This is a genomic window from Gammaproteobacteria bacterium (assembly GCA_030949385.1).
Lineage (GTDB): Bacteria > Pseudomonadota > Gammaproteobacteria > JAUZRS01 > JAUZRS01 > JAUZRS01.
This window is the reverse complement of record JAUZSP010000009.1, coordinates 103,757-120,901: the sequence shown is the minus strand read 5'-3', so window position 1 is coordinate 120,901 and position 17,145 is coordinate 103,757. Positions and strand designations below refer to the sequence as shown.

16 protein-coding genes are annotated in these 17,145 nt (G+C 52.2%); 1 reads left to right on the top strand and 15 read right to left on the bottom strand.

What is annotated here, in order from left to right:
* Positions 1 to 185: 185 nt before the first annotated feature.
* The 12 genes from Q9O24_13115 to aroQ form a co-directional block, all read right to left on the bottom strand.
* Positions 186 to 2,828, bottom strand: coding sequence for an Ig-like domain-containing protein (locus tag Q9O24_13115; GenBank protein MDQ7076053.1), 2,643 nt, complete (start codon positions 2,826 to 2,828; stop codon positions 186 to 188).
* Between the two features lie 43 nt (positions 2,829 to 2,871).
* Positions 2,872 to 3,282: a hypothetical protein gene (locus tag Q9O24_13110; GenBank protein MDQ7076052.1), complete on the bottom strand. Its 411-nt coding sequence runs from the start codon at positions 3,280 to 3,282 to the stop codon at positions 2,872 to 2,874.
* A gap of 131 nt (positions 3,283 to 3,413) precedes the next feature.
* Positions 3,414 to 4,598, bottom strand: a complete 1,185-nt coding sequence (locus Q9O24_13105; protein MDQ7076051.1) for a hypothetical protein — start codon at positions 4,596 to 4,598, stop codon at positions 3,414 to 3,416.
* Between the two features lie 102 nt (positions 4,599 to 4,700).
* Complete coding sequence (locus tag Q9O24_13100) at positions 4,701 to 5,024, bottom strand: OmpA family protein (protein MDQ7076050.1); 324 nt, start codon at positions 5,022 to 5,024, stop codon at positions 4,701 to 4,703.
* Between the two features lie 37 nt (positions 5,025 to 5,061).
* The gene (locus tag Q9O24_13095) at positions 5,062 to 6,072 is read right to left on the bottom strand and encodes an outer membrane beta-barrel protein (GenBank protein ID MDQ7076049.1); all 1,011 of its coding nucleotides are present in this window, start codon (positions 6,070 to 6,072) and stop codon (positions 5,062 to 5,064) included.
* A 330-nt stretch (positions 6,073 to 6,402) separates the two neighbouring features.
* Positions 6,403 to 6,675: a helix-turn-helix domain-containing protein gene (locus tag Q9O24_13090; GenBank protein ID MDQ7076048.1), complete on the bottom strand. Its 273-nt coding sequence runs from the start codon at positions 6,673 to 6,675 to the stop codon at positions 6,403 to 6,405.
* A complete protein-coding gene (gene dusB, locus Q9O24_13085; protein ID MDQ7076047.1) occupies positions 6,672 to 7,667 on the bottom strand; it encodes a tRNA dihydrouridine synthase DusB in 996 nt (331 codons plus the stop codon). Before dusB ends, Q9O24_13090 begins: the two co-directional genes overlap by 4 nt.
* Before the next feature lie 233 nt (positions 7,668 to 7,900).
* Positions 7,901 to 8,662 carry a DUF3426 domain-containing protein gene (locus Q9O24_13080; protein MDQ7076046.1) on the bottom strand — a complete coding sequence of 254 codons (762 nt, stop codon included), beginning with the start codon at positions 8,660 to 8,662 and terminating at the stop codon, positions 7,901 to 7,903.
* 9 nt (positions 8,663 to 8,671) lie between these two features.
* The gene (gene prmA / locus Q9O24_13075) at positions 8,672 to 9,556 is read right to left on the bottom strand and encodes a 50S ribosomal protein L11 methyltransferase (protein MDQ7076045.1); all 885 of its coding nucleotides are present in this window, start codon (positions 9,554 to 9,556) and stop codon (positions 8,672 to 8,674) included.
* Entirely contained in the window at positions 9,556 to 10,896 is a 1,341-nt protein-coding gene (gene accC, locus Q9O24_13070) for an acetyl-CoA carboxylase biotin carboxylase subunit (protein MDQ7076044.1), read from the bottom strand. The genes prmA and accC overlap by 1 nt, the downstream gene beginning before the upstream one ends.
* 19 nt (positions 10,897 to 10,915) lie before the next feature.
* Positions 10,916 to 11,386, bottom strand: coding sequence for an acetyl-CoA carboxylase biotin carboxyl carrier protein (accB, locus tag Q9O24_13065; GenBank protein MDQ7076043.1), 471 nt, complete (start codon positions 11,384 to 11,386; stop codon positions 10,916 to 10,918).
* Between the two features lie 17 nt (positions 11,387 to 11,403).
* Positions 11,404 to 11,853, bottom strand: a complete 450-nt coding sequence (gene aroQ / locus Q9O24_13060) for a type II 3-dehydroquinate dehydratase (GenBank protein ID MDQ7076042.1) — start codon at positions 11,851 to 11,853, stop codon at positions 11,404 to 11,406.
* Between the two features lie 288 nt (positions 11,854 to 12,141).
* Between aroQ and pyk the strand changes: the two genes are divergently transcribed.
* The gene (pyk, locus tag Q9O24_13055) at positions 12,142 to 13,587 is read left to right on the top strand and encodes a pyruvate kinase (protein MDQ7076041.1); all 1,446 of its coding nucleotides are present in this window, start codon (positions 12,142 to 12,144) and stop codon (positions 13,585 to 13,587) included.
* Positions 13,588 to 13,604: 17 nt separating this feature from the next.
* Here the strand turns inward: pyk and mgtE are convergent, their stop codons facing one another.
* From mgtE to Q9O24_13040, 3 genes are all read right to left on the bottom strand, one after another.
* On the bottom strand, positions 13,605 to 14,963 hold the full coding sequence (gene mgtE / locus Q9O24_13050; GenBank protein MDQ7076040.1) for a magnesium transporter: 1,359 nt from the start codon (positions 14,961 to 14,963) through the stop codon (positions 13,605 to 13,607).
* A 116-nt stretch (positions 14,964 to 15,079) separates the two neighbouring features.
* Positions 15,080 to 16,852 (bottom strand): phosphoenolpyruvate--protein phosphotransferase, encoded by a 1,773-nt coding sequence (gene ptsP, locus Q9O24_13045; protein MDQ7076039.1) that lies wholly within the window; start codon positions 16,850 to 16,852, stop codon positions 15,080 to 15,082.
* A gap of 2 nt (positions 16,853 to 16,854) precedes the next feature.
* Complete coding sequence (locus Q9O24_13040) at positions 16,855 to 17,124, bottom strand: HPr family phosphocarrier protein (protein ID MDQ7076038.1); 270 nt, start codon at positions 17,122 to 17,124, stop codon at positions 16,855 to 16,857.
* Positions 17,125 to 17,145: the final 21 nt, after the last annotated feature.

Sequence of the window (17,145 nt, the reverse complement as noted above, 5' to 3'; positions counted from 1 at the left end):
GGTTTTGTTGGTCTGTTTTCTGTAGGTGTTAGATAGGTTTTGAAGAATCAGATGATCCATGGGGTCAAGCTCCGTCTTGAATATCAAATCCGTTTGAATTCTGTCGCTGGGCAGGATCTTAAGTTATACCATCATACATAAACCTTACTAAAATCAGATAAAGGGTTTTTTAATCTTATTTTTTATTAAACTAATCCTTGACTGGTTAAAAGTCCCGCAGGCAGAGGGATCATGGTATTGCCTGGATCTCTGCCTGCACCGAGGGTGCTCCAGGATCCCGTCCAGACATTGGCGAATTGAATTTGACCGCTCATAAAACGCCCGACGGTACCGTTGTTATCGGCATACAGGGCGAGTTGAGAGGAGGTCCAGGCTGCCAGCAATGAGGGGTATGAGGAGACTTGACTTACCGGCTGTGCCACGGTGCCGACGTTGCTAACAAAGCCAATAACGTCGGCACCCGTTGCTCCGTTTACCCCGCTGATAAAGTTTAAGGTGTCGTCGGCTCCCAGTGAGCCGCCACCCGACCATGTACCGTATGAAGCAGTGAGTCCTGCTGCGGGGGTGGTGTTCAAGGCCACGGCGGTTGGATCAATAATAATCTGAATGGTGTAAGCAACGTTAGGATCAAAGGTGCGTCCTGAATGGTTGGAGCTGACCCCGTTTACCAAGTCGAAGATCACCACAGATGAGTTTCCTGCGAAGGCAAGGGTATCAAAATTATGTGCCAGTGGATCGGCTTGGGCGGTAATTCCGTTGCCTGAGGCATCGCTGAGGACACCGGCAGCGTAGGTGACATTGTAATTGACTCCAGCTGCCAAGTCGGCGCTGGGATTTAGGGTGACGCTGTTGCCGCTGATGGTGACTTGAGTCGCATCGGTCACGGCAATGGTTCGTGTGTCTCCCGCGCCGTCACTGATGACAAAGTTACCGCTGCCTGCCTGTACGTTGCTGTCAAAGTTGAGCACGATGTTATCGGCTAATGCCACTGCGGTGGCGTTGTCCACGGGGGTGACGGAGGTGATTAAGGGCGCTGCGGTATCTAGGGTAAAGACCAGAGCAGCAGAGGCGGGACTGATATTACCGGCGACGTCGGTTTGACGCACCATGACGCTGTTGTTGCCTTCGGCAGCGGTGAAGGTGGCTGTCCATGTGAGACCGGCATCAACGCTGTATTCCACGCTGGCTCCCGCTTCCACACCAGTGGTAGTCAGGGTGCCGATGTTGCTGATGCCATCTGTAGCAGAGGCACCGGAGTCGGTGGTTAGGGCGATGCTGGGAGCAGCAAGAGGCGCTGCGGTGTCCAGAGTAAAGTTAAGCGCTGCGGAAGCGGGGCTGATATTACCGGCGATGTCGGTTTGGCGCACCTGAACGCTGTTGTTGCCTTCGGTAGCAGTGAAATTGGCTGTCCATGTGAGACCGGCATCAACGCTGTATTCCACGCTGGCTCCCGCTTCCACACCAGTGGTAGTCAGGGTGCCGGTGTTGCTGATGCCATCTGTAGCAGAGGCACCGGAGTCGGTGGTCAGAGCGATGCTGGGGGCAGCAAGAGGCGCGGCGGTGTCCAGAGTAAAGTTAAGCGCTGAGGAAGCGGGGCTGATATTACCGGCGATGTCGGTTTGGCGCACCTGAACGCTGTTGTTGCCTTCGGTAGCAGTGAAATTGGCTGTCCAGCTGATTCCACCATTGACGCTGTATTCCACTGTGGCTCCTGCTTCCACACCAGTGGTGGTGAGGGTGCCGACATTACTGATGCCATCAACGGCAGAGGCACCGGAGTCGGTGGTCAGAGCGATGCTGGGGGCAGCAAGAGGCGCTGCGGTATCTAGGATAAAGACCAGAGCAGCAGAGGCGGGACTGATATTACCGGCGATGTCGGTTTGACGCACCATGACGCTGTTGTTGCCTTCGGCAGCGGTGAAGGTGGCTGTCCATGTGAGACCGGCATCGACACTGTATTCAATCAACGCGCCAGCAAGGCCGGTGACATTAAGCGTGCCGATGTTGCTGATGGCATCTCCAGCGATGCCCGAGTCTGTGTTTAGAGCCACTGTTGGAGCGGCGACTAAGGTTTCAAAAGTAAAGCTGAAAGGGGTGACGGGGCTGGCATTGCTGGCGGCATCGCTTTGGCGTACCTGTACGTTATTGAGGCCAGCGACAGCGGTAAAGGTGGTTGCCCATGTCACACCGGCATCGACGCTGTATTCCACGGTTGCGCCTATTTCAGTGCCGCTGATATTGAGGGTGCCGACGTTGCTGATGTTGTCTCCGACAATGCCGGAGTCGGTGGTCAGTGTGACGACAGGGGCAGTGAGGGGGGCGAGGCTGTCTAGGTTGAAAACCAGTGCTGCGGAGGGCAGGCTGACATTGCCTGCCACATCAGTTTGACGCACCATGAGGCTGTTATTACCCTCAATGGCGGCGAAAGTGGGTGTCCAACTCAGACCGGTGTCGATGCTGTATTCCAGCAGTGCGCCTACTTCCAAGCCGGTGACGGTGACAGCACCGTTGTTGCTGATGCCATCCCCAATGAGGCCGGAGTCGATGCTGAGCGCCACCGTGGGGGTGATGGGCAGTAGCGAGTCAAGAATAAAATTGAGTGGAGCTGAAGGTAGACTGATGTTACCGGCGACGTCGGTCTGACGCACTATGACGCTGTTAGCACCTTCGATGGCGACAAAGGTGGCTGTCCACGTTGTTCCGGCATCGACGCTGTATTCCACGCTGGCTCCGGCCTCTACGCCGGTGGTGTTGATTAGGCCACTGTTGGTAATGCCATCACCGAGCAGACCTGAATCTGCATTTAGAGTCAGAGTGGGTGTTATCACGAGGGTATCAAGGGTGAAATTGATCGGCGTTGCGGCGCTGATATTACCGGAAAGATCCGCTTTGGCGAACGAGGACGTTATTCAGGCCTTCGGTGGCCGTGAAGGTGGTTGTCCAGTTGGCTCCGGCATCAACGCTGTACTCCACCAGAGCACCGACAACAGAGCCGACATTGAGGCTGCCGATGTTGCTGATGGCGTCTCCAAGTGTGCCTGAGTCATTGGTCAAGGTGACCGTTGGAGCGGCGACGAGGGTTTCAAAGGTAAAACTGAATGAAGTGATTGGGCTGATGTTGCCTGCGGTGTCGCTTTGGCGTATTTGAACGTTGTTGAGCCCCGCAACCGCGTTAAAGCTGCTTGTCCATGTTACACCGGCATCGACACTGTATTCCACCAAAGCTCCCGCTTCAGCTGAAACGGCCAACGTGCCAACGTTGCTTATGCCATCGCCAATCACACCTGAGTCTGTTGTCAGAGCTACGCTGGGAGCGTTGGGAGCGCGTTGCGGAGCGGCGTATACCGGTGTCTCTGCGTGTGCCTTCAGGGGAAGGTGGCCATCAATCTGCGGAGAGCGCGGGCCGCTGATGATTACCCGTGGGCGATCAGGTCTGATCGAAGGACCAGCTGATCGCTGTTTGCTTGCCGCTTTGACGCGAGCGTGTGCCACAGGGTGAAGGTGGTTGTCCACGTGTTGCCGCCATCAATGCTGTATTCAATGAGAGCGCCGGTTTCGGTACCGCTGACGGTGAGTCCCGTGCTGAGGGAGAAGGCAGCGCTGGGGGCATTGGGGGCGATGGTGTCTTGGGTAAAGGTGGCGGCAGCGGAAGCGGGGCCGGCGTTGCCCGCGATGTCTACTTGGCGAACCATAACGGTGTTGACGCCTTCCACGGGAGTGAAGCCGGTTGTCCATGTGTTGCCGCCATCGATGCTGTATTCTATCGTGGCTCCGGCTTCCGTGCCGTTGAGAATAAGTCCTCCTGTTGTCGATATGGTTGTTTGTGGTGCGCTGTTGGGCGCTGCCGTATCGAGGGTGAAACTGAAGGCCGTGGTGGGGCTGACATTGCCGTTGTTGTCGTTTTGTCGTACCTGAAGTTGATTAAGGCCTTCAATGGCGTTAAAGGTGTTGCTCCACGTGCTGCCGCCATCAAGACTGTATTCAATTACGGCATTGGCATCCACGCCGCTGATGTTCAGAGTGCCGATGCTGCTGATGTCATCACCGGCGATGCCAAGATCGCTGCGTAGAGCGACTCGAACGGTACCTAAGACGGGGTTGGTCACGTTGGGATTGGTCACGCTGGGGTTATTTTGATTGTTGGGCGCTTCCAGAGTTGTGGTTTGGCCGGAGATTCCGGCGGCCAATACCCCAGCGGAGAGCGTACCGCCGAGCAGGGTTAAGGGTGATAAGGCCAGAAAGGATGAGTCGCTCTCTGCTGCCCAGAGCAGTCCCTCTTCACCAGCAAGGGTTTCGCTTTGGCTGCTGAGCAGATGACTGTTTGATGTTTCGCTGGGCAACGATGTGCTGTCAGGGGTAAAGGTTGCATCACTACCCTTGGCGAAAAAGTCGTTGATTTCAGCCACTTTTTTATCATCATTTTCAATGATCAGGGTGTTGCCCTGTTTAAACACTTTCAAACAGTTGGGTGGCTGTTGCGTGTCTGTTTTAATTAGGCTGTAGTTGCTGCCTTGCTGAACATTGAGCGAGAGTCCTTCTGTTACAGGAATCTGCTGGGTACGGCCATCAGCAAGGGTCTGAAGAATCAGATAGGTCATGGGTGGCAAGCTCCGTCTTAAAAGTCAAATCCGTTTGAATATCTCGATATTGTAAAGCCTAAACTAGGCGGTCAGATTTTAATCTGATCTTCTGGTTTAGTTTTACCGGTTGCGAATCTCAACACGTCGATTCAGTTTGCGCCCCTCAAAGGTGGCGTTGTTTGCGATGGGGCTGCTGTCGCCGTAACCCTGAGCAGAAATTTGATCACCGTTGACACCCAGTGACATCAGATGCTCTTTTACCGATTCGGCTCGTTGTTGTGCCAGTTGTCCGTTAAGCTCGTCAGAACCACTGGTGTCGGTGTAACCGGCTAATTCAATGTGTAAATTGGGGTGTTCAATCAATTGGTCGGCTATGGCAGCCCAAGCTGCCTTTGCTGAGTTGCTGAGTTGATAGGCGTAAGCATCGAAGGGCTCAACATCAATGCTGAGCTCAGGTGAAGGTTCTTCTGTTTGCAGTAGCTCATTGGCTCTCAGCTGCTAAATCGGCGCTGCTCATGGTGTGTTGCTCAGGTATTGTTTCATTGCGATTAAAACCGCTCAGTACTATTTGCTCCTCAGCGACGCCGAAGCCGATTAAAAAACTCTGGACGCTTTCGGCTCGTTGAACGGCTAATTGGCGTACCCAGTAATCGTTGTCCCGACTGTTTTTGCTGCTCAGTTCGACTACTTTGTATTGAGCCTCATTTAATTCCTTAGCCATGTTTGACCAGATTTTTTCGCCTACTTTATTAAGGCGATGCAAGCCTGGGTCAAAGGGCGCTTCACTGCGGCCTAAATCAACTTTAATAATCTCTTTAGGAGCATCAGCAGAGAGTGAGCGTGATAAAACGTTATCGCTTCTACTGCTCTCTTCGTTGCCAAAGAGAGAGAAGGCGGGTTTGTTACTGGAGTTGTTAAAAAGTTGATAACGTAATCCCGCTGAGGCGACAAACGAGTCTTTTCCGTAGCTGCTCAGATCAACAATTAATCGCCAATCGGGAGAGAACTTCCAGATGGCTCCCGCTCCGAGGTGAGTGCCAACACTGGAACTTTGACTAAAGAGAATACGTGTGTCGGAGGCGCTGTTTTTAACACTGTGTAAGCCGCCTTTTAAATAAGGTGAGACGGTGTTACGGGCTGAAAAAGGCATCCAAGAGAGGCTGCCGCCGTAATATTTATAATTCAGTTGTCCCAATAAGCCACTGTTATCAGAGACATCGACGCCACCCGCATCAAGATAAAATCCACTTAAGAGTAAATGTTTGTTCCAGAGGTAATCCAGTGACAGAGAGAAACCTACGTTTTGATTATTATCAACATTTAGCTGGGTGCTGTTTTTGTAGGGTGAAAGAAGGCTGATGCCACCCAAAGCGCTGATCGACCAGTTAGAGCCTTGATCTTTTTCTGTGTTTGCGGACGTGAGTGGTGAGAGTGCTAATAGGGTGAAAATAGAGAGAGAAAGAGTCCGCACATGATGCTGAGGGTGGGTCATAAAAACGTCCTTGTAAACGATCTGTTTGCAGCTAAAAAGCAGATCCGTGATAAGCCAGTGTCTGCCTTGTTATGTTGAGTTATATTCTGTATTTTGACCTGTTTTATTTGTAAACTCTTGATTAAGAAAGAGTCTGTACTGTCAGGTAAAACAACATGAATTTTGGCTAGAATAGCGGTTGTACGGTATTTTTTTCTAAAAATGGGCTGGGAGGTTGTTTTCCAGTGATGTTCTTGGCTAAAACGTATCTGTTTTTTTGCAAGATCATCGCTGTTTGACGTGATGATTAAGCTAGATGGACAGGAGACTCTGAAGAGGTGGGGCGTTAAATTAACGTTCTAAGCCGTACATTTTTAGTTTTTTGCGCAAGGTGCCACGGTTGATGTTGAGGATCTCAGCGGCTTTGCTTTGGTTATTGCGAGTACGTTGCATGACGATGCCCAACAGCGCTTGTTCTGCTTCACCAATGACCATTTTATAGAGATCACTGGGGTGTTGATCACCCAGAGCATTGAAGTAGTGTTCCAGTTCTGCTTGCAGGCAGACTTTTAATGGGGTGATGGATTCTATGGGAGCTTGATTGGGATTGTCTGCATCATTCATGCGGTTACCTGAGGGTTGCGAGTTGGCTCTGAAAAAAAACGTTTTACCTGCTCGATCTGACATTGACTCTCTTCTATTTTATATATGTTTTTTCGAAACGCAGCACTGTCGGGTTTGTGTTTGCAGTACCAGCTGATGTGTTTTCGCGCCACGCGAACCCCCTGATGTTCGCCATAAAACGCGTACAACTGTTGCAGGTGCTCAATAAAAATGGCACTGATTTCCGCATCGCTGCGAGGTGCCAAGGTTTGACCTGTTTTTAAAAAATGCTCGATTTCCGCAAAAATCCAAGGTCGGCCTTGTGCAGCGCGACCGATCATAATGGCGTCCGCTTGGGTTTTTTCCAGCACCATTTTGGCTTGTTCGGGGCTGCGAATGTCGCCGTTGGCAATCACGGGGATTGATATTGCTTGTTTAACGGCGGCAATGGTGTCGTATTCGGCTTCGCCTCGATAGGCATCGGCGCGGGTGCGGCCATGAATGGCCAGAGCTTGAATGCCATTTTGCTCAGCGATGCGGGCGATGGTGAGGGCGTTGCGGTGTTCTTGATCCCAGCCGGTGCGAATTTTGAGCGTGACAGGAATATCCACTGCTTTGACGACGGCTTTAATAATTTCTTCTACCAGTGGTTCGTTTTGCAGCAGAGCGGATCCTGCTTGTTTATTGCAAACTTTTTTCGCTGGGCAGCCCATATTGATGTCGATGATCTGTGCGCCATGTTCGGCATTAAAACGCGCCGCAGCGGCCATCATTTCAGGTTCACCCCCAGCAATTTGCACGCTGCATGGTGCTTCTTCGCCCTGAAAATCGATGCGTTGTAGGGTTTTTTTACTGTTCCACAACAAAGCGTTGGCGGAGGTCATTTCTGACACCGCCAGACCTGCTCCAAAACGGCGGCAGAGCTGTCGAAAGGGGCGATCTGTGACACCGGCCATGGGAGCCAAGATCAGATTGTTTTTCAGTGTGTAATTGCCAATCTGCATAACTAAGATTTTTGCATCAGAAATGAAAAAAAGACCAACAAGGGTCCCTTTGTAATGTTTTGCGATCCATTGCCATCACTCTTATCGTTGATGGTCACTGATTAAAGCTGGCTTAAGTGTACTGATTTTGTCGTCTTTACGCCACTTGTTTGTCGTATTTGTGTTGGAAATTTTAGGATTTTTCAGTCTAGTTAGGCTTTTTTTGTTTTAAAAAAACAACAAAATGGCGCTGAAAGTAGCGTTTACAGAAAATCCAACTCGAAGGTGAGCGCATTTTGGCCAGGATCTTCGACCTCTAAGACAATGTTGATTTCGACTCCAGCGGGCATCTTATCGGGCTGTTGGTCGGGGAGGTATTCAGTGGGTTTGAACACTCGCCCAACCAGAGTTTGGCCACGTAAATTGGCCATGCTGATGGCCAGCTTAGGGTAGGGTTGGGGGTAGTTGGCGTTGTTAATTAAAGTGGCATTGATGATTAATGCCCCTTTGATATTGGGGTGAGAGTAAACGTTGCGCTCCAGCAGTTCGATTTTGCTGAGGTCGCGTTGCGGTGGCAGTTGGCACTCTAGAATGTGGCAAAGTTGCTCTAACAGGGGGCGCAGTTCGGGACGTTGTGCCAGTTGCTCACGTTCAAAGTAGAACAGTTGTGTGGCCAGTGCCAGCAGCAAGACGAGCAGCAAAAGCAGAGTGAGACTGAAACGCAACAGACGACGGCCAAGGCTGCGCTGTTGTTCTTGTTTTTGGAGATCGTCGCGTAAAATGCTGGGAATATCGGCACGATCTTGCAAGATTTCGGGTTGATGTTTTGTTTTACGCGCGTGTTTTTTTATCTTGGAGTCCACTTCTGCGCTTTTTTGTGTTGGCTCATCGTCAAACACCTGCAAGGTTTCGTGGGCATCAAACACGGTTAAACAGGAGCCACAGCGCACCCGACCCTCCGCCGCTTCCAATTGGTCGAGGGTGATGCGAAACAGTGTGTGGCAGCTGGAGCAGCGAACAAACATAATTAAGACCTAAGCGTGGTGACGCAGACCGTGCAGCAAGATCCACTCCCCTTGTTGTTGGGTGGGAGAGAGTTCAAACCACGGTTGGTAGACGCTTCGTACCTCTTCTGCTTGTTCAGCCAAAAGCCCCGAGAGAATGATTTGGCCACCTGAGGTACACAGAGCAGCTAAACGGGGAGCCAATTCGGTCAGTGGCCCGGCTAAAATATTGGCCATCACCAGATCACTTTTTGGCGCTTCAAAGTCTTCCACCAAACAACAGGTGAGGCGTGAGTCAACGTTGTTTAACTCGGCGTTGCTCTGCGTGGCCAGCAGCGCTTGGGGGTCGATGTCGGTGGCCTGAGCCTGTTTGGCTCCCAATAGCAGCGCGGCAATGGCTAAAATGCCAGAACCGCAGCCGTAATCAATTACACTTTTGCCTTCTAAATCCGCGTTGGCTAACCAGCTTAAACAGAGGGCGGTAGTGGGATGAGTGCCGGTACCAAAGGCCAGACCTGGATCGAGGCGTAGATTGACCGCATTCGGGTTGGGCGGTTGCAATGTGGTGGGGCAGACCCACAGTTGAGCGCCAAACTGCATCGGTTGGTAATCGTCCATCCACGCACGCACCCAGTTGCGATCTTCCAGCAGTTCAAATTGATGTGCCGGTGGACGCGCCAGATTCAGCTCAACACACAGCTGCAATAAAATCCGTTCGGGTAAGGTGTCGTCGTTGAACAGACCAAACAGGCGCACCTGTTGCCAGATGGGGGTTTCACCAGGAGCCGGTTCCAGCAGCGGTTGATCCGCTGCATCGGTGTAGGTGATGGAGAGTGCGCCTGCATTGAGCAGAGCATCTTCGTGCTGTTCCAGCTGTTGTTTCTCCAGCTCGAGGGCGATCTGTAACCAAGCCATTAGCGGCGCAGTTTCTCTTCCAGATAATGAATGTCGGTGCCACCGGCACGGAAAGCCGAATCTTGCACGATGTCGCGGTGCAGAGGGATGTTGGTTTTGATGCCATCGATCACCACTTCGCTGAGTGCGCCACACATGCGAGCCAGTGCCGTTTCACGGGTTTCACCGTGAACGATCAGTTTGCCGATCATGGAGTCGTAGTGCGGTGGGACGGTGTAGCCGTTGTAGAGGTGGGAATCGACACGCACCCCAGGCCCGCCGGGGGCATGGTACTGTTTTATGGTGCCTGGTGAGGGCATAAAGGTTTTCGGATCTTCGGCGTTGATGCGGCATTCAAAAGCGTGGCCGTTGATTTTGACCTCGTCTTGTTTGATCCGCAGGGGTTCACCGCTGGCGATGTAGAGCTGCTCTTTTATGATGTCGATGCCGGTGATCATCTCGGTGACCGGATGTTCTACTTGTATGCGGGTGTTCATCTCGATAAAGAAAAATTCGCCGTTTTCGTAGAGAAACTCAAAGGTGCCTGCGCCTTCATAACCGATGGTGCGGCAGGCTTCGGCGCAGCGTTCGCCAATTTTGGCGCGCATCTCGGGGGTGATGCCCGGTGCGGGGGCTTCTTCGATCACTTTCTGGTGGCGACGCTGCATGGAGCAGTCCCGTTCGCAGAGGTGAATGGCGTTGCCGTGTTGATCGGAGAGCACTTGGAATTCCACATGGCGGGGGTGTTCGAGGAATTTCTCCATATAGACGATGTCGTTATTGAACGCCGCAGCCGCTTCGCTTTTGGTCAGGGCGATGGAGTTGAGCAGCGAGCCTTCGCTGTGAACGACCCTCATACCACGACCGCCGCCACCGCCAGAGGCTTTGATGATGACGGGATAGCCGATTTGACGTGCCATGCGCAGGTTTTCATCGCCGTCTTCACCCAGGGGGCCATCGGAACCTGGCACACAGGGAACGCCCGCTTCTTTCATCTGCCGAATCGCCGCCACTTTGTCACCCATAATGCGGATCACTTCAGGTGAGGGGCCGATGAATTTAAAGCCGCTGGAGGTGACGCGCTCGGCAAAATCGGCGTTTTCTGAGAGAAAACCGTAACCTGGGTGAATGGCGACGCTGTCCGTTACTTCCGCTGCGCTGATGATCGCAGGGACATTCAAATAGCTGTCCATAGATTTGGGTGGGCCGATGCAGACCGCTTCGTCGGCGAGGCGCACGTGCTTGAGGTCGCGGTCGGCAGTGGAATAGACCGCAACGGTGCGGATGCCGAGTTCGCGGCAGGCACGCAAAATTCGCAGCGCGATTTCGCCACGGTTGGCGATTAGGACTTTTTCAATCATAGGAGTCTGCTTATTCGAATTATTCGATGATGATGAGGGGTTCGCCAAATTCAACCGGCTCGCCATTTTCAATCAAAATGGCTTTAACGGTACCGGCTTTGTCCGCTTCAATCTGATTGAGGATTTTCATTGCCTCAATAATGCAGACGGTTTCACCAACGCTGACCTGTTGGCCCACTTCCACGAATGCTTTGGAGGTGGGAGAAGAGGAGCGGTAAAAGGTGCCGACCATGGGGGATTCAACGGCGTGGCCGGAAGGCAGCGCGGGGCTGCTTTCTGCTTCGGTTGCTACGGCAGCAGGTGCGGCGGCAACGGGTGCGGCGGCAACGGGTGCGGCGGCAACGGGTGCGGCCATTTGCATGGGAGCGGCCATCATGTTGTTTACCTGACGGCTGATGCGAACGGACTCTTCGCCCTCTTTGATTTCGATCTCCGCAATGCCGGATTCTTCCAGCAGTTCAATGAGTTTTTTTACTTTGCGTATGTCCATTGATATGACCTTGGTGTTTAATTCTTTGGTTTAGAGAGCTGCTCTAGGGCAGCGTTTAGCGCGCATTCGTAGCCGATGACGCCCAGACCTGAAATAACCCCGACCGCGATGTCGGAGAAATAGGAGTGGTGTCGAAAGGCCTCTCGTTTGTAGACGTTGGAGAGGTGGATTTCGATAAAGGGAACATCGATAGCCAGCAGTGCGTCGCGCAGTGCCACACTGGTGTGGGTGTAGGCGGCAGGATTAAAGAGGATAAAGTCCACTTTTTCCTTTCCTGCGGCGTGAATTCGGTTGATCAGCTTCTCTTCGCTGTTGCTTTGAAAGGCAGACAACACAACATTTGCCTGCTGAGCGAGGTCAGTGAGGCGTTTATTGATGGTTTCCAATCCGGTGGATCCGTAGTGGCCGGGTTCACGCTGACCGAGGAGGTTTAGGTTCGGGCCGTGCAGAAGCAGAATTTTTGCCATAAGTTTGGGTGTTGTCTATTTGGAACAAACCTTGAGTGACGCTTAAGTGAGAAAGAAGCATTTTCTCTCTATCTCGTCGATTTCTGCGAAGTTTAGCGCAGATACGTGCGGAGTTGTAATCTTTTAGCGTGATGCGAGTCGTTTTTTTGTGGTTAAAGTGCTTTTTAGTGTTGTTTTTTTGCGACTGATAGGGGTTTTCCCCTGCTTTAAGTTGCTGTTTAGAGCTGTGGCATAGAAGTTGGTTCCTGCTATGGTTAACAGTACAGAGAATGGAACAGGAGTGTTGTGGTGAAAAAAAATGCCTTACTGCATTGGCGGCGAACCAAAATTATTGCCACCTTAGGCCCTGCAAGCAATTCAGAGCAGAGTGTGACCGAACTCTTGGCTTTGGGAGTGAATGTGGTGCGTTTGAATATGTCCCACGGTGATCATGATCAGCACCGTGTTCTGTTCAAACGAGTGCGGCAGGTGGCAGCGCGACTGATGCAGCCGGTGGCCATTTTAATGGATTTGTGTGGGCCTAAAATTCGGGTTGGGACATTTTCCGAAGGCAGCATTGAGCTGCATGAGGGAGAGAGTGTGAGGATCACCACGCGCAAGGTGTGTGGTGAGTCGGGTTTGATTCCCGCTTCGTACGCAAAATTGCATCAGGAGGTGGCCGTTGGCGAGCGCATTTTACTTGACGATGGCAAGTTGGAGTTGCACGTTGAGCGAATTGAAGCGCAGGATATTTTTTGTCGGGTTATTTATGGCGGTGTTTTAAAGGATCGTAAAGGCATGAACTTGCCCGATTCAGAATTGAGCGTACCGGCGTTTACGCGTAAAGACCGTCTTGATGCCGCTTTGGCAGCGGAGTTGGGGGCGGATTATGTGGCGCTTAGTTTTGTGCGCGAGTGCAGCGATGTGGTTCATCTTAAAAACCATCTCAAGCGCCTTAAAGCGGATATTCCAGTGATTGCCAAGATTGAGAAGCCGGAAGCGGTGGAGAACATATTGGCCATTTTGCAGCACAGTGACGGCATTATGATCGCCCGTGGTGACTTGGGTATTGAGCTGCCTGCTGAACGCATCCCTCTGATTCAACAAGAGCTGATTTATCAGGCACGCAGCCACTACAAGCCGGTGATCGTTGCCACACAGATGTTGGAGTCGATGATTACCTCAGCGCGTGCCACCCGAGCAGAAGTGAGCGATGTGGCCAGCGCGGCGATGTCGTCGGCGGATGCGGTGATGCTTTCAGGGGAGACGGCGATGGGAAAATACCCGTTGCAAGCGGTGCAGACCATGGATCGGGTGTTGCGTGAGACCGAGCGTCATCAATGGCAGAGTCGTCAATTTGGCCCTGGTTTGAATAACGTCAGTGATGAGCAACATTTTCCTTTGCGTACCGCAGTGGCGCATGCGGTGGTCTCTTTGGCTGAAGATTTGAAGTTACAGGGTTTGGTGATTCCAACTCAAAGTGGCACCACAGCCCGTGTTTTGGCCGCTGAACGTCCTACGGCACCCTTGATGGGGGTTTGTAGCAGTGCAATTCAGCAGCGGCGCTTGAGTTTGTTGTGGGGGGTGGTGCCGATGTTGGCCAGCGATGCGCAGTGTGAAGATTGGTCGCAGTTGCGTGAGTTGATCGCGAACACCTATCTGCTAGAGGGTGATGGCAATACCGTGCTGTTTGTGGCCGGTTTCAGTGATGACCCACAGTTAAATCAGCCGGTGATGAAGGTGGTTCATCTGTAGGCGTTGTCTGGTCGTGTTTAGGGCAGTAAAAACAGCGTTGCCAAGCCGAGAAATGCCATAAAACCAATCACATCAGTGATGGTGGTAAGAATGACGCTGCCCGCCAGAGCGGGGTCAATACCAAAACGGCTGAGCAAGATGGGGATGCTGACCCCCGCCAATGCTGAGGTGAACATATTGAAGATCAAGGCGGCGGCAATGGTTAAGCCAATGCTTAGGTCTTGAAACCAAAAAAAGGTGATGGCGGCCACCACCACCGCCCAAATGCAGCCATTGAGCAGACTGACCGCCACCTCTTTGGCCAACAGTGAGCGGGTGTTGTTTTTGCCTAGATGGCCTAAAGCTTGACCGCGAATTACCAGTGTCAGGGTTTGAGAACCGGCAATGCCGCCCATGCTGGCAACAATGGGCATTAAGATGGCCAAGGCGACGATCTGATCGAGAGTCGCTTCAAATAGGCTAATAACCCAAGAGGCGAGAAACGCGGTCATGAGATTGAGGCCGAGCCAGATGGCACGTTGTTGACTGCTTTTGATTACGGGGGCAAACAGATCGCTTTCATTGTTGAGACCTGCGCGACTCATGAGGGTGTGTTCCGCCTCCTCACGAATCACATCCATCACATCATCGACGGTAATTCGACCGATCAGCTTATTGTCCAGATCCACCACCGGTGCGGAGATCAGGTCGTGGTCTTCAAACAGTCGTGCCACTTCCGTGGCGGGCCGGTTGGCATGAATGGCTTCCACATCGGTTTTCATGATGTCGGCGACCATTAAGTCGGGGTCGTTGGTGAGCAGTTTACGAATGGATAACACACCGAGGTAGGTGTCGTAACGATTGACCACAAACAGGCGGTCGGTGTGGCGGGGTAGATTGCCTTTTAGACGCAGGTAACGCAGCACCACATCCAGCGTCACATCGGCGCGCACGGTGATGGCGTCCAGATCCATTAGACCGCCCGCGCTGTCCTCTTCAAAGGAGAGCACCGTCTCCAGTCGGTGACGGTTCTGTTTATCCATTCCTTGCAGGGTTTCTTGAATCAGGGTGTTGGGCAGCGACTGGAGGAAATCCGCCAGATCGTCCAGCTCCAGTTTTTCCGTGGCGGCCAGAATTTCGGTGGTTTCCATGTCTTGCAGCAGAGTTGAGCGAACCTCGTCACCGACCTTCATTAAGACTTGGCCACCGAGATTAGGGTCAACCATTTTCCATAACAGTTCACGTTGTTGCAGTGGCAACGACTCCAGCAAACTGGCAATTTCCGCCGGATGTAGGGCGTTCATGGTGCGTTGTGCCTGTTGCAGACTGCAACTGTGCAAAATTTCGCTTAGATCCGTAAGACGCTGGTTGCTCTGTTGGCTCTGTGTGTCAGGCATGAGTTCGATTTGAGTTATGGACGTTGGAGGGGTGTGATTGCACTTTTAAATAGTCTAGCAGTACTGTTATTAAAAAAATGAGTTCTGTTCGAGAAATAAGGAAAAAAAGCGTGTGTTTAGCGTGCGGCTTGGCTGTAAAAGCTTTGCGGTTCAATGCCCAGATTCAGTTGTTGCAGCAGCGTTGCTTGTTGCAATGGTTCACTGCAATGCAGTATTGCTTGCGCGGACTCTTTTAGGTTGTCCAGGTGACTGTTATTGATGACTTGTTTTACCTCCAGCACCGAGTTGGGTGGCATACTGAATGTTCTTAAGCCGAGGCTCAATAACAGGCGCACATAACGAGGATCACCCGCCATCTCACCGCACATAGAGACGGGGATTTTGGCGCTTTTACCCGCTTCAATAACGTGGTTGATTAAGGTTAGCACCGCTGGGTGCAATGGGTCGTAGAGGTAGTTAACTTCGTCGTCGATGCGATCCATCGCTAAAGTGTATTGAATCAGGTCGTTGGTGCCGATGGAGAGAAAATCCACCGCTTGGGCAAAATCGTGCGCTGAGATGGCGGCAGCGGGGACTTCGATCATGGCTCCCACTTCAATCTGTGGGTCGAAGGGCAGACCACTGTATTGCAGTGACTGTTTGCTGACTTCCAGCAGCTCCAAACTTTGGTGAATTTCACTCAGGTTGCTGATCATTGGCAGCAAAATTTTGACCGGTCCCTTGGCGGAGGCACGTAAAATAGCGCGCAGTTGGGGCATAAACAGCGCGGGTTCATTTAAACAACGCCGAATGCCTCGCAACCCCAGTGCAGGGTTGTGTGCCAGTGGGCGTTCGTTATCGCTTTGAATCTCTTTATCCGCGCCAAGATCCACGGTGCGAATGGTCAAGGGTGCGCCCTGTAAAGCGGTGACAATGTTCAGATAGTTTTGGTAGTGCTCCTCTTCGCTGGGGATGTCGTTGCGATTCAGATAGAGAAACTCGGTGCGATAGAGACCGACGCCGTGAGCCTTGACGGCATGCAGAGCGTCGATGTCGTGGGCGCTCTCGATATTGGCGTGCAAAATAACCGGAGTGCCGTCTAAGGTAATGGTGTCGGCGTCTTTGAGGTCGTTGAGTTGCAGGCGCTGCTGCTCTTGTGCTTGTTGTTGGCTGCGAAAATGAGTGATGGCTTTGTCGTCGGGTGTGGCCAATATGAGGCCGCTGTAGCCGTTTAAAATCACCTCTTCGCCGTCTTTTATGTAATGTCTAGCTTGATGGACACCGACGATGGCAGGAATGCCTAAACTGCGCGCTAAAATGGCGGTGTGTGATAGGGGACCGCCTGACTCGGTGATAAAACCGACAATGCCTTGATGTTGCATAACGATCATGTCGGCAGGGGTCAGGTCATCGGCGATCACGATGGAGCCGTGTAAGAAGCTGATATTCTCCGGCTCTTCAAGCGGCTCTTTTTTTAGTAAGATTCGTTGGATTCGTTGCACGACGTGATCAATGTCGTCTTTGCGGGTGCGAAGGTAGGGGTCATCCATACGTTCAAAGACCTCGACAACGGCATCTCTTTGCAGTTTTAACGCCCATTCGGCATTGCACTGCTGCTCGACAATAATGCGGGTGGGAGCCTCTTTGAGCATGGGATCGTCCAACATCAGCAGATGAGTGTCGATAAATTCGCTAATCTCTACAGGGGTGTTGTGCGGTATGTTGTCACGTACCGAACGCAGCTGTTGCAGGGCAAGGTCAACCGCCGATAAGAAGCGTTCAATCTCTGCATTGATCTGCTGTTGTTCGAGTTGTTGCTGAGAAATGTCCAACTGGTCGCGCTGCAACAGGTGTACTTTGCCAATGGCAAAACCGCGTGAAACACCGATGCCGTTGAAGAGCAGGCTCACGCCTATTCACCTTCACCAAAACGGTCGTTGATCAGCTCGATCAACTGTTGGCTGGCTTCGCTCTCGTCGTCACCGTCCACCAGCAGGCGCAGTGTGGTACCGCGACTGGCCGCCAACATCATCACCCCCATAATACTTTTGCCATTGACGCTGCGGCCGTTGTTTTCCAGTTCGACGTGGCTGTGAAACCCCGAGGCGATATTGACAAATTTGGCTGCGGCTCGGGCGTGTAAGCCGAGCCGGTTAATGATTTCGACGTCACTGCTGAGCATGATTATCTCCGTGTGGTTTGA

What these genes read in the sequence shown, in the direction of transcription:
- accC (MDQ7076044.1), bottom strand. Translation starts at nt 10,896, where the DNA reads ATGATTGAAAAAGTCCTAATCGCCAACCGTGGCGAAATCGCGCTGCGA.
- aroQ (MDQ7076042.1), bottom strand. Translation starts at nt 11,853, where the DNA reads ATGGCAAAAATTCTGCTTCTGCACGGCCCGAACCTAAACCTCCTCGGT.
- prmA (MDQ7076045.1), bottom strand. Translation starts at nt 9,556, where the DNA reads ATGGCTTGGTTACAGATCGCCCTCGAGCTGGAGAAACAACAGCTGGAA.
- Q9O24_13090 (MDQ7076048.1), bottom strand. Translation starts at nt 6,675, where the DNA reads ATGAATGATGCAGACAATCCCAATCAAGCTCCCATAGAATCCATCACC.
- Q9O24_13040 (MDQ7076038.1), bottom strand. Translation starts at nt 17,124, where the DNA reads ATGCTCAGCAGTGACGTCGAAATCATTAACCGGCTCGGCTTACACGCC.
- Q9O24_13080 (MDQ7076046.1), bottom strand. Translation starts at nt 8,662, where the DNA reads ATGTTTGTTCGCTGCTCCAGCTGCCACACACTGTTTCGCATCACCCTC.
- Q9O24_13095 (MDQ7076049.1), bottom strand. Translation starts at nt 6,072, where the DNA reads ATGACCCACCCTCAGCATCATGTGCGGACTCTTTCTCTCTCTATTTTC.
- accB (MDQ7076043.1), bottom strand. Translation starts at nt 11,386, where the DNA reads ATGGACATACGCAAAGTAAAAAAACTCATTGAACTGCTGGAAGAATCC.
- Q9O24_13105 (MDQ7076051.1), bottom strand. Translation starts at nt 4,598, where the DNA reads ATGACCTATCTGATTCTTCAGACCCTTGCTGATGGCCGTACCCAGCAG.
- mgtE (MDQ7076040.1), bottom strand. Translation starts at nt 14,963, where the DNA reads ATGCCTGACACACAGAGCCAACAGAGCAACCAGCGTCTTACGGATCTA.